This is a genomic window from Methylobacter sp. BBA5.1 (assembly GCF_000746145.1).
In the GTDB taxonomy this organism is placed as follows: Bacteria; Pseudomonadota; Gammaproteobacteria; order Methylococcales; family Methylomonadaceae; genus Methylobacter; species Methylobacter marinus.
The window spans coordinates 209795-222707 of record NZ_JQKS01000003.1; the positions used below are offsets into that span (position 1 = coordinate 209795).

Genomic DNA, 12913 nt, shown 5'->3' on the forward strand with positions numbered 1-12913 from the left:
GCTCAGTCCGCGGTTATCAGGTCGAGTACCTGGCCGGGCCGGATTTCAGTCAGGCAGCGCGTATGCCCCTGCGGGCACTCGCGCTTGAAACAGGGCGCGCATTCAAGATTCAATGACAGGACTCGGGCTTGTTGATTAAGCGGCGGCGTAAAGCCGGGGTCCGAGGAACCGTATACTGCCACTGTTTTCCTGTCCAGCGCGGCGGCCACATGCATCAAGCCCGAGTCATTGGTCACGACGGTGTTGGCCAGCGACAGCAAATCGACCGCTTCGGCCAGTGACGTGCGACCACTGAAATCGATGCACTGCCGCCCGGTTTCTTGGTTGATGCTTTCCGCGGCGTCCTTGTCCTTGTCGGAGCCGAACAGCCAGACCTGCCAGCCCTGCGCGATTTTTTGCCTTGCCACCTCGGCATAATAGCCGGCCGGCCAGCGCTTGGCAGGCCCGTATTCGGCGCCGGGGCACAAGGCCAGGATTTTTTCCGACGGCACCAGGTTGAATTTTTCGATCACCTGCCGCTGCCTGTCCGCGTCAATCACGATGCGCGGCACCGGATAATCGGGCGGCAAGGACGCCGTTTTCGGCAGGCCCAGCGCCACAAAGCGCTGCACGGTCATGGTCAGCCGTTTTTTATCCAATTTGCGGGCGTCGTTGAGCAAGCCCCAGCGGCATTCGCCGACGTAACCGGTACGCACGGGGATATCGGCAAAAAAAGGCGTTAAGGCCGACTTCCAGGAATTAGGCAGCAGAATGGCCTGATTGTAGCCTGCCGAGCGCAACTGCCGGCCCAGCCTGATACGATCCATCAAGCCGAACTGGCCGTGCGTCAACGGCATGGCGATAGCCGAGGCCACTTCCGGCATGCGTTCCAGCAGGGAAAAAGTCCATGCCGGCGCCAGCACATCGATCCGGCGCTCTGGCTCAGCCTGTTTCAGCGTGATGAACAGGCTTTGCGCCATGACCATGTCGCCGACCCAGGACGGGCCGACGACCAGAATCTTCGCGGCTTTACTGTCAGGCAACGTTAGTCAACCAATCGGCGTGATCGTCCCGGCGGCCATGCACGTAGTCGAAATACAGAGACTGCAGTTTCTCTGTCACCGGACCGCGACTGCCGCTGCCGATGATTCTTCCATCCAGCTCCCTGATCGGCGTGACTTCGGCGGCCGAACCGGTAAAGAACGCCTCGTCGGCGACATAGATCTCATCGCGGGTAATGCGTTTTTCGATCAGTTCCAGGCCTTGCTCCCTGGCGATCGTGATAATCGTATCGCGGGTAATGCCTTCCAGCGCCGAAGTGGTTTCCGGCGTGTAGATCTTGCCGTTGCGCACGATGAACAGGTTTTCGGCGCTGCCTTCGGCCGCATAGCCCTCGTGGTCCAGCAGCAGCGCTTCGTCATAGCCGCTGGCCAACGCTTCCTGTAATGCCAGGATGGAGTTGATATAGTTGCCGTTGGCCTTGGCCTTGCACATGGTGCTGTTGATATGGTTTTTGGTATAGGAAGAGGTGCGGATGCGGATGCCGTTTTCAATGCTGTCGGCCCCCAGATAAGCGCCCCATGACCAGGCCGCGACCATGACGTGAACTTTCAGGTTATCGGCTCGCAGCCCCATGCCTTCCGAGCCGTAGAAGCACATGCTGCGGATGTAAGCGCTGTCCAGGTTATTTTTGGCGACCGCATCGCGATGCGCCTGATTAAGCTCTTCCTTGCTATAAGGCATTTTCATGTTCATGACATGCGCCGAGCGGAACAAGCGATCCGTGTGCTCCGCCATTCTGAATATCGCCGTGCCTTTTTCCGTCTTATAGGCTCTCAGGCCTTCGAAGACACCCAGGCCGTAATGCAAGGTATGCGTCAATACATGGACTTTAGCTTCCCGCCATTCAACCCATTGCCCATCCAGCCAAATAACGCCGTCTCTATCGTCCATCGTCATTGTTTGTTCTCCAACATTAGTGTGTGTTTATAATTGCTTGATTTTTATTCCATAAAATCGTGCCATAGTTGTTCGACCCGAGCCTTCATCCCGGCAATTTCAGTTTCATCGATAACGGCACGATCGCCTTGTAAAACCAGTTTATGACCATAATCACGATAGGCACAGTACACGGCTTTAAGCGTTTCCGCCTGGTCTTTAGACACAAAGCCTTGCGCCTGCAAGCCGTCCAGCAGCCTGATATTGTCCGTATAGGTAGTCAATGCGACGTTTTTCGACGCCTGATCTAAAACGCCGAATTGTACTATAAACTCAATATCCGCAATACCGCCTTTGCTTTGTTTTAGGTCAAACTTGTCCGCCGCGGCCGGAACCAATGCGGCGCGCATCTTTTCGCGCATTTCCCGGACTTCCTTTTTCAACCGTTCGGTGTCGCGCGGCAGGCTCAAGATCCGGCGCCGGATGGCTTCATAGTGTTCCTTGAGCGCCGGATCGCCGGCGATGAAACGCCCCCGGACCAGCGCCTGATGTTCCCAGGTCCAGGCCTGGTTTCTTAAATAGTCCTCGTAAGCGTTGATATGGCTGACCAGAAGCCCCGAATTACCGCTGGGCCGCAGGCGCATATCGACATCATAAAGCACGCCGGATAATAGCTTGGTATCGAGTATGTGCCGGACTTTCAGCCCCAGGCGTCCGTAAAACTGCATGCTTGGAATCGGCTTCGGACCGTCGGTCAAGGCATTGCCGTCTTCGCAGTCATACAAAAACACCATATCCAGATCGGAACCGTAACCCAGCTCGATACCGCCCAGCTTGCCGAAACCGAACACGGCAAAGCCGATGGCTTTATTATCGCTGCCGGGCGGAAAACCGTGTTTTTCAGTCAGCATCAGCCATGCGCGCTCGACGACATGCTCGACGATGCATTCGGCAATATAGGTCAGGTAATCGCTGACCACCATCAACGGAATGGCGCCCATGATATCGGCTGACGCAACCCTGAGCACATTCAACTGCTTGAATTGCCGCAACACAATCATCAGTTGTTCCAGGTCCTGAATCTCTATTTGCGCCAGCAAAATCTTCAATTGCGCATCAAGATCGGCTTTTTTCAGCGGTTCAAACAGCGAGCGCGTATCGAGCAGTTCATCGAACAGAATTGGATACATCGCCAGATAATCGCTGATCCAGGGACTGGCCGACGACAGGCGGATCAATTGGGCCAGCGCGCCCGGATTTTCGGCCAGCAACGCCAGATAAACGTTTCTGCCGGCAACCGCTTCAAATAACTTGAGGATGCGCTTTAGGGTTTCATCGGGGTTATTGACCCGCGGCATGGCTTCTATCAATTGCGGCATCAGGCGGTCGAGGACGCCGGCGCCCTTGGCGGTCAATCTTCTGACAGCCAGCGAATTTTTAAACGCCTTGATGGCGGCCAGTATCTCATCGGCCTGGTCGATACCATACTCTCTAAGATTATCAGCCAGTTCTTCATCATCTGCCGTACAGTTCCAGATCTTCTGACCGCGTCTGTTGACATCATCCTTTTTCGACAGTGAGAAAACCTGATCAAAAACATTGTGCACCTGGGTTCTGACCTGATCCAGATCGGCTTTAAAAGTGGCCCAGTCGAGATAGTCCAGCGAATAGGCCAGAACATCCCGCACGGCCGGATCGGTCGGCAAATCATGCGTTTGCCGATCCTGGTATTGTTGAATATGGTTTTCCACCCGGCGCAGGAAGCGGTAGGACGCGATTAATTCTTCGGCATCTTTGTTTGTCAGCAGATTCAACTCGCCGAGCCGCTGCAGAATAGCCAGGATGCCGCGCTTTTGCAGTGTCCGCTCGTTGCCTCCGCGAATCAACTGAAAGGCCTGGCCGATGAATTCGATTTCGCGTATACCGCCCGGACCGAGCTTGATATTCTCCATGCGGTCCTTGCGCTTCAGCTCCTGCATAATCTGCAACTTTAACGAGCGCAGTTCCTCGAAAGCGCCGTAATCGAGATATCGCCGGTACACGAACGGCTTCAGCATGGCCATCAGTTGCGCGCCGGCGTTAAAGTCGCCCGCAACCTGACGGACCTTGATCATGGCGTATCGCTCCCATTCCCGGGCCTGGGTCTGGTAATAGATTTCCATGCCATCGAAATTCATAATGACAGGGCCGCTGTCGCCATACGGCCTGAGTCGGATATCCGTCCTGAACACGAAGCCGTCAGGAGTAGTCTCATCGAGCACCTTGATCAGGCTCCGACACAGGCGGGTAAAAAAATCGCCATAGGTGGTCTGTTTTCGGTCATTTAAAACGCCGTCTTCGGCATAGGCAAAAATCAGGTCGATATCGGATGAATAATTCAGCTCGTAAGCGCCCAGCTTGCCCATGCCCAACACAATCAATTGCTGCGGGCTGCCATCAGCCAGCACAGGCGTGCCGCGCAGTTCACAGGCTTTCCGATAAAGAAAATCCAGCGCATATTGAATGCACGCATCGGCTAATAGCGACAATTCATGCAGGGTTTCGTTCAAATCCGCCCATCCGGCCAAATCGCGCCAGGCAATCCTGACCATTTCCCGTCGACGAAAACGACGCAATTCAATCATCAGCGAGGCTTCGGAATCGATCGACAGCTTTGCCAAGCGGTTAAGATAACCCGTCTCGTCGTAACTTAGGAACAGGTCCCCCGAATTCACCAGATCGACGATTATTTCAGGCCGGCGCATACAGCTTTCCGCAACGAAACAGCTCGAGCCCCAGACCTTGACCAGCGAAGAGGTGAATTCCGGCGTTGCCTGAAAAGTCAGGTCCGACTCCGAGAGCCGTTCCCACCATGCCGCCAGGGATGACGATACGCTGGTTTTTAGCGATTCGGGTAATGAGGCAAATTCAGTTGCGAGATTATTGATAAAAGACATGATCGACACACAAACCTGGAAAACCACATGATAACCAATACATGAACGGATTCAGAAGATGTATTTGTCCGAAGCGTGGTGAAAATCGATCAGTAAATGTTATACAGAGGGACGGGATGCGGCATAACTTGCACTGCTTATGGGAACGGACGGATTATGAACCAGGCGAGAGAAAATCAAAAGTCATCGGCATCCTGAAATTAAGTTTAACGTCTTGCGCATCATCCGTGGTACCTATGCCGAGCGATAAATTGAAAGTCGTTTTTGGCGAATATTTAAACGAATACCCCACCAGCAGCTGGCCGATATCCAATTCGCTGCCTTCCAGACGCACGTCATTAATTTTGGAATTAAAGACATGCTTGTGCGAGTACCCCAAGCTAAACGATGAACGCTCGTTAATTCCAAAACCGAGGCCAAAGCTCCAACCTAACGTATCCCCAGGATCAACATCGCCAATACTCTCGGTCGTTTCGGCATTGTAACTGTAGCTAAGATTACCGAAAAAAACGGCCGGATCGGTTGGATACAGTGCCGTAATACTTGGTTGCAGGCTGAAATACCCGGCCCCGGTCGGCAATTCCGTTGGAAATTGCGCGCCCGGCACGCCTTGGGCAAGCTCATACTCTACGTCGAACGGGCTTTTCCCTGTCGGCACCGTAGCCACTAAATTGCCGATGAGAATCGGCCATCCCCCGTTTCCGTCAGTCAGCTGATAACGTGCCGCGAACTCCAGATCACCTATGTCATAGCCGTTGGCATTGAATGTTTCATCAATGCCCGCGCCAATGCTCACAGGCCGTGAGCGCTGAATGTCTTCCCGGTAGACATAGGGGATTTTAAATTCCAGCTCAAGCAGATCCGTTGCGCCATACCGGGCGCCCAGACTGCCGATAAAGCTGTGTCTTTTAATTTGCCGAAGATCGATAAGGCCAATAGCAATGGCAGGAAGGAATGTGAAAGCATCGAGAAATACCCGGTCATTATCGGTATACGCGTATTCCAGCGCCGGCTCGATAACGAGTTTGCCCTTTCTGGTTAATACGCCGCCCACAGTCTCACTTAAACGGGGCAGCTCCGGCGGCTTTGGTTTTTCTTTTTTTTCCGGGGGCGCCTGGCCAACAGGCTTGGATGGAAGGGGGCTGGACGACTTTGTCCGGTTAGCTGGTTTCGCGGCTGTCGCCACTACTGGAGGCTTGGACGCCTTTTTGACGGGCGCCGGCTTACTCCCGTCCGCCTGGTTTGATAACGAATCAAGGCGCGCTTTTAATATCTGGAGTTGCTTGCCCTGTTCAGCAATGATTCGCCGCTGCTTCTCGAATTCTTTTTGCTGCTCGATAAACAGCTTTCGGTATTGTTCAATGGAATCGTCCCCTTGCGCGATGGTTTCGGCAAAACCCTCACTATAAAACACCGCAAATACGCTAAAAATAAATCCGTTAAGAATCCCCAGGAGAGAAAATCTGACACTCCCAATTTTGGCTAACTTCATTTATTTCACTTCCATTTTATAACTGATAAGAGTAAACAACAGCCTTTCCCTGATTTAATAAACTACTAACCACTTCAAAAAGAATGAAGTTGCGATCGGCAATTAAAATAGAAAGTACTGCTTGAATGAACTACGACTGGAATTGATCCCCCTTTCAACTATCTGGCTTAATATGGGTATATAGAATATTAAGTACATCGTGAAATCCGGCAACGAATAGTTATTGTTAATTTATTTTCTTTTTTTATATTCTTTTACCGATTACCGGGCAATTAGCAGTTTTACTTAAGTAAAATTACTTACCCGTATGAGATAATTGGATTTAATTGATTGCATTGGGAATTTTCCAATGTGCGTGGGATGGCCTCACAATCAATATGAAAGTTTCAAGCCATTATATTGATGCGCTAAATTGATTCACTGCAATGTGATACGGTTATTGAAAGGAAGGCATGACAAGATCGCGAAAAGTGTTGGCATTAATATCCCGATTCAAGTTTTTCAAGCCCCCCAAATCAATATTAATCGTGGTAAGGGTCTTAATAGCCTGATTGTCCAGGTTGTTCTGGATCACGGAATTCAATGCGTTACCAACCCAAGTAGACGCCAGGTTTTGTGAGCCGTTCTGAAAAAGCGCAGCGTTATTAGGCAATTGAAAAACAGAGGTGAAAGTTTGCTCACCATTCAAATAAATCGCCTTCTCCAGACTGAAATCAATGGTTATCCCATTCGGCAAAACAAAACCGCCGCGCAACTGCGCCAAGTCGGTATCGGGAGCACTCTCCCAATTGCTGAAGGACCTGTCGGCCTCAGCCGGCAAATCAGCCGCCAAAGCCTGACAAGTAAAACCTGCCATTAGCCAAAATATAATGTTGGAAAATTTTCGGCACGGCTTGAATCGATAGTCTTTCATCTTGATAACCTCAATCAAATCGTTAAAAATCCCAAGGTCCAGGCCGCAATAAATTGAATTCGCCTAAACTGGATCGATCGACTACAGTATCTGACGGCGACTTCGCCCGAAGCGCCCACTCCTCCTTGTCCTGAAAACGTGCCGTTCTGTTTGGTTGATTCTTAATTAAAAAGAGAATTCGGTTACCCCACATTTCCTGAAACTCGTCCCGGGGTATCGTTTTCAAGCCCACAGCCGGGTCGCCGACCAGAACTTCCCGATCATTGAGCCCTTTTATAATCACAAAATGCAAATAGCCCTTATGATCGATAATGGTAATAGCCGGGGCATTGGCGTCACTCAACTGGTCCAGGTTGATTTTGTATCCATTAGCCTGATAGCCTCGCCTCTCCAGATAAAACTTCATATCCAATAACGAAAATCCCTTTTTCTGTATCAGCTGTTGATCGCCATTTTGATACATGTCGACAAATACGCTTTGTTCATCGACGGCATCGCCGTAATGATAAGTCAACAGACTCGCTAAAGTTGCCGAGCCGCAACTAAAATCATATTGTTGCCTGTAGACGGTCTTGAATCGGCGTTCCGCGAAACTGGTCACAGGAATACTGAAATTCCCGCCTCCCGCGATCCCGTTAAAATCGATAGCGCCTGCATGACTACTGAATGCGGGCAAGATAAAAAAAACGCCTGTAACGATCAATCGTTTCATACCGCGTCCTGTCCTATAAACTTCTTAAGGCATGATTGTCACATTCACGATAGTCGCATCCTGAATCACAACATTGTTACCTGAATTTTGAATAACTGAATTGAAGCCGCTTGAATCAGAAAATGCGCCTGAATTTATAACATTGAAGCCCGTAACGCTATTATTGACGTCATTGCCGCTTAATGTGGCCCGCACGTTCATGTTATTAAGCGCCGTGAAATCCACGCCCTCACGGCCTCGCTCATTTTCCAGCTCTTCAAGTAATACGGCGTCAGCCTGTAAAAAAGCCATATCACTCTGCTCATCGGTTGAATCAGCAGTAGCCCCCCGGATTGGCGCCAGGGCGACAAGGAGAGTCAATAAACCCGCCTTTACAATCGTATCCATAATATCCTCCATTCCGTTATATAGACTTGTTATTTACAGCACCTGTAAAAGCCGGCGAGCTCTCATTCGCTCACCGGCAAACTTCATCAACTAAAGCTAAACGTTCAGCTTATATAGCTTGTTTATTGGTTGACGTTTACGTTGCCTTGAAAAGAAACTTGTTGCTGAACCAGAGCACCAGATCCAGTGTTTTGTACCATTTGGTTAATACCGGCGGTGCCATTGAACGCATCAGTGATGTTATTGCTGGCGGTGTAAGTGGCAGTATCTTCACCGGACCAGTTAGGAGCGGTGCCTGTGCCTGTAACGGTACCGGCCAAGGTTGATTCGTTAACCTTATAGTCAGCAGTAGCATCACCGCCATTGGCGGCTGCAGAGCCGTTTCCTGATCCAACTGAGGCGGTACTGTTATTGCTATCGTTTGTGCTGCTGTTCGAATTGTCGGCTGTATTATTGCTGCTGTTTACGCTGCTGTTCGAATTGTCATCTGTATTATTACTGCTGTTTATGCTGTTGTTCGAATTGTCATCAGTATTATTGCTGCTGTTTGTGCTGTTGTTCGAATTGTCGTCTGTATTATTGCTGCTGTTTGTACTGCTGTTTGAGTTATCGTTCGTACTGTTGTCTGAGTTATCTATGGTTGATGTTGAGGTTATAGTATTTTCATCACCATCTATCTCGTTAGTAGGCTGTGCCCATGCACTCGTAACCGACCCCAAAGCCAACAGAATACCTGCTGCTAAGATTTTTTTCTTGAATTGGTTCATGTCTTTGACTCCATATTTTAGATAGAAGACCATCAGATTTTTCTGATGAATTTGGATGAGCTGTAGGATCCGCGTGTTATAAAAACGGCTAAACCACCAGCTATCTCGACTAATAGTGTCAAGCAAGACCTCTTAAATTTCCATAGAACTGCTCTAAAATAATACTTAAAATAAGCCAATATATAAGTTATTGCCTTTCCGGGAAATACGAACTGGTTACCAATGAAATATCCTAATATCCTAGAAATACCGCGCAATTTGAATACCCATAGCTGACAGTATTTATTTAAATGACATTAAGCAATCCAAAGGCATTTTCAGCATTCGGGTTAGTTCTTAAATAATGATTTAAGGGACCATTGCCCGATCGAACAAATCAACCCGGAATATTTAAAAACCGGCCAACAACAGCTAACTCCAGAACTATGCGGCTAACAAAAATTATTCTTCCCCTTCATGACCCCATTATTATCGGCATTACAGAATGCGTAAATTACCGATATCAATAGCTATTGCAACCTGAAAAAACGAGGCTGTAATAAAAATGCTTTTTGCTTCAAGAATTCAGACGATTTTCTTTATCTCCTCGGCGCGCGGTTATGTTAATCCTGTACCCCGGCTTGCCTGGGATAAAGTATTTTTATGCCTATTCAAACCTTGCAAGAACGCAAGTTAATTAATTAGGCCCTGACAGATCCAACCGGTCCCTCGCGCAGTCCCAAAGCTTGATCACGGGCCACTATTGTATGTTAGTCACGCCTTGACGGAAATTTTCTACTGCGCCGCGGGCACAATGGAACGCCATGGGCCTAGATCGGTATAGTTCTCTTCCGGGTCTTTTCCTTCAGAACCTCCCCGGGCATCCAGCCTGTACCCGAAACCCTTAACAGTCAAAATCCACTGCGGGTTATCGGGATCTTCTTCGATCTTTTTCCGTAGCAAGTGCATGTATTGATAAAGATCGGATTTGGTTGCGCGGTTATTTCCCGGCCAGAGATGCTGAATAATCTCTTCGGCCATCAGCACGCGATCAACATCCCTGGACAGCAACTCGAACAATTCAAATTCCTTACGAGTAAGATCGATATTTTTACCGTGCAACGAAACAGTTTTGAAACGCCGATCAATCTGAAAAGGACCGACGACCCCATATTCACCATTTCCGCTTTTCGTCAGCGTTTCATATTGCACCGCATCTAACGGCTGCCGTGATGCACTACTTTTATCGCGATGGAACGCTCTCCGGTCCGCCACAGAGCGCCTTTCCTGCATTCGTCTTTCGTTTTGCACATGGGCATGCTGATTGAATTTCTTCCGAAGATATCCGTCAAGCTGTTCAATAATAAGCGGCTCATCAAAGAAAGTATCTATCCATGAATCTGGTTTGTCTTTCAGTGCGGCACTGTATTCCTTATTACGTAGTGCACATACCGGTATACGATGATTAATGATCATTTCCTGCAATGCTTGCCAATCGTCTTTCTTCAATGAAACCACCGCCCAACGCATATCCAGGATAATCAGATCCAAATGGGTTTTAAAAACCGCTTTAGTGATTTTCTTATCATCCGTCAGCTCAAGAAAAGTATAGTGCTGCGCATGACAATAACCTTTCAATAATCCCCGATAATAGTGGTCCGTACTGATAAATAAAATTTGAAGATTTGCATTCATATTTAATCTCACTTTTCATTAAGCCACTTCACTAGCTTAAGCTCGGCAGCCTATGGAAAAAGACAAATAAGCCTTTGATTATTTATTGATAAGTTTCAAATAACAACGCAAAAATGAAATACGTAAGTCCCCGCCTCCCGTAAGACTCTGAATTCACTATGATCCGAGTAAACGATTTGCCGGAGATCCTTCTGGTGACTATGAAAATAAAATCGACATGCCCATGCAAAAAATAACCTGATTATCAGATTACCCTTGCCTGTATTAAGCTTACACTAGTCTCAATTTAATTCAGACTTGGTGTTTTTTAAGGATCATAACTCAAACCTATCATCAATATAATTAGTAATACTGCTTAGTTAGGGTTAACACTATAGAAACTTTGAAAGAATTAATGAAAACGCTCTGAAAATTCTTGTTCACCACGAAGATCACGAAAGTCACGAAGAATAAAATCAAGTTAATCGGTAACTTAAGACCAATCACTCTCGATTGCTGTTTCAGCCGCAATTCCAGCACCTCCACTCTTGATGGCATTCGTGTCCGTCATGGTTAAACCCTTTAAATTGAATACTTTCACATTCTCTATACTCCTGGCACAAACCGATATATAAATAGACAAGTAAAAAGCATGTATTATCTAAACTCCTTAACAATTTATAAGGCCGGAAAGATTACCAGGCGCTGAGACTATATTTGAATTACAAAACTTCAGTTTCGACCTTAAAAGAAGCATATATAATGCTTACGAGCAGGTCGATTGATTTTGGCCTGGAGTAACATATGAAACCTTCAACATTAATTTTTATACTGCTGACGTTAATTTCATTTACTGCCACGGGTAAGAAACTCTATAAATTTCAAGATGCGCAAGGCATCTGGCATTTTACCGACCAGCCACCGAAAACCGGGCAACCGGTAACTGTCAGGCAGATGAAAGTGGCAAGCAAGCAACGCGTCTGGCTCTTGAAATCCGACGAAAAGCAGCCAAAATTTTATATCCGCAACGATTATGCTGGCCCCGTGGAAGTCGAAGTCAGCTTTTCCGAACAGGAAAACGCCCGCGCACTGCCGGAACTTCCCCAGCGGTTTGTGATTGCACCGGGGGAATCCGAGACACTTTTCGAAGTAGGCGGAATTAATGAAAATGAAGCCTGGCGCTTTACCCTTCAATACCGTTACGCCATCGGCTCCCCTATAACTGAATATACGGCCATGGAAAGCTATTTGCCACCGATTGCTCCGGGTGCCTCGTTTCAAATATCCCAGGCTTTCGAAGGCAATTTCAGTCATACCGATGAGCAGAACAAATATGCGGTGGACATTGTCATGCCGATAGGCACACCTGTTTATGCAGCTAAATCGGGAATGGTCATGGAAGTCATCAATGACTTTTACAAAGGCGGTCCTAACGAAGCCTATAGCTCAAAAGCCAATAGCATCAGAATCTTGCACGACGACGGCTCGATGGCGATTTACGCCCATTTGGAAGAGGATAAAGCCCGGGTTTACCCTGGCTTGAAGGTAATAGCCGGCCAATTGCTCGGTTATTCCGGCAACACCGGCTTTACTTCCGGCCCGCATTTGCATTTTGCCATACAGATTAATAAGGGCATGAAACTGGTTTCCGTGCCTTTTACCTTTGCAAATGCCATGGGGCAGGCGGAAGAGCCGGTCGCTGGAGCCTGGCTTAAAGGCATTGCCGCGTCCATGGCCGGCAACTAAGGAACGCGCACAAAATAACTTCCTCAAGTGCGCGGATGAATTTCCGGTGTAGGTGCGGACTTATCCGCACAGTGCGAATGAATTCGCACCTACAATTCCCTGATTTATTCCATAGCCATTACTAAGGAACGTGAATTTTAGCACCCGCAACCGGCTTGTCTTTCCGTCCCCCTTCGGCGTTGCCTACAGGGATGTAGGTAAGGGGCGTGAGCACGACTTGTATGATTAAAACCAAGCAACTTAACGCGTTTTCATTAGAATAGGAATTCTAGTGAAAAAAGGCTGAGGTAGACCGACACGACTTAGGTGTATTTAATAACATCGTCATGCAGCAAAGATCGCTTCAGCCTACTTTTTAAAACTCGAACAGTTGTCAGGAACACGTTGTGA

General features: G+C 48.3%; 10 protein-coding genes. 1 reads left to right on the forward strand and 9 read right to left on the reverse strand.

The genetic code is table 11. The features are described from left to right. Positions 1–2: 2 nt before the first annotated feature. From waaF to EK22_RS03150, 9 genes are all read right to left on the reverse strand, one after another. Positions 3–1022, reverse strand: coding sequence for a lipopolysaccharide heptosyltransferase II (gene waaF / locus EK22_RS03110; RefSeq protein WP_036247969.1), 1020 nt, complete (start codon positions 1020–1022; stop codon positions 3–5). Then, positions 1015–1938: a branched-chain amino acid transaminase gene (locus tag EK22_RS03115; RefSeq protein WP_020158263.1), complete on the reverse strand. Its 924-nt coding sequence runs from the start codon at positions 1936–1938 to the stop codon at positions 1015–1017. Before EK22_RS03115 ends, waaF begins: the two co-directional genes overlap by 8 nt. A 44-nt stretch (positions 1939–1982) precedes the next feature. Then, complete coding sequence (glnE, locus tag EK22_RS03120) at positions 1983–4853, reverse strand: bifunctional [glutamate--ammonia ligase]-adenylyl-L-tyrosine phosphorylase/[glutamate--ammonia-ligase] adenylyltransferase (RefSeq protein ID WP_036247971.1); 2871 nt, start codon at positions 4851–4853, stop codon at positions 1983–1985. 154 nt (positions 4854–5007) lie between these two features. Then, positions 5008–6345, reverse strand: coding sequence for a transporter (locus EK22_RS03125; RefSeq protein WP_027147094.1), 1338 nt, complete (start codon positions 6343–6345; stop codon positions 5008–5010). Positions 6346–6781: 436 nt separating this feature from the next. Then, a complete protein-coding gene (locus tag EK22_RS23005) occupies positions 6782–7258 on the reverse strand; it encodes a hypothetical protein (RefSeq protein ID WP_051961631.1) in 477 nt (158 codons plus the stop codon). Between the two features lie 22 nt (positions 7259–7280). Further along, positions 7281–7970: a C39 family peptidase gene (locus tag EK22_RS03135; RefSeq protein ID WP_020158267.1), complete on the reverse strand. Its 690-nt coding sequence runs from the start codon at positions 7968–7970 to the stop codon at positions 7281–7283. A gap of 24 nt (positions 7971–7994) precedes the next feature. Then, positions 7995–8357: a hypothetical protein gene (locus EK22_RS03140; RefSeq protein WP_027147095.1), complete on the reverse strand. Its 363-nt coding sequence runs from the start codon at positions 8355–8357 to the stop codon at positions 7995–7997. 122 nt (positions 8358–8479) lie between these two features. Continuing rightward, positions 8480–9124: a hypothetical protein gene (locus tag EK22_RS03145; protein ID WP_152564994.1), complete on the reverse strand. Its 645-nt coding sequence runs from the start codon at positions 9122–9124 to the stop codon at positions 8480–8482. A gap of 774 nt (positions 9125–9898) precedes the next feature. Continuing rightward, on the reverse strand, positions 9899–10798 hold the full coding sequence (locus EK22_RS03150; RefSeq protein ID WP_051954427.1) for a winged helix-turn-helix domain-containing protein: 900 nt from the start codon (positions 10796–10798) through the stop codon (positions 9899–9901). A gap of 783 nt (positions 10799–11581) precedes the next feature. On the opposite strand from EK22_RS03150, the gene EK22_RS03160 reads away from it, so the two are divergent. Beyond that, complete coding sequence (locus EK22_RS03160) at positions 11582–12523, forward strand: peptidoglycan DD-metalloendopeptidase family protein (RefSeq protein WP_020158273.1); 942 nt, start codon at positions 11582–11584, stop codon at positions 12521–12523. Positions 12524–12913: the final 390 nt, after the last annotated feature.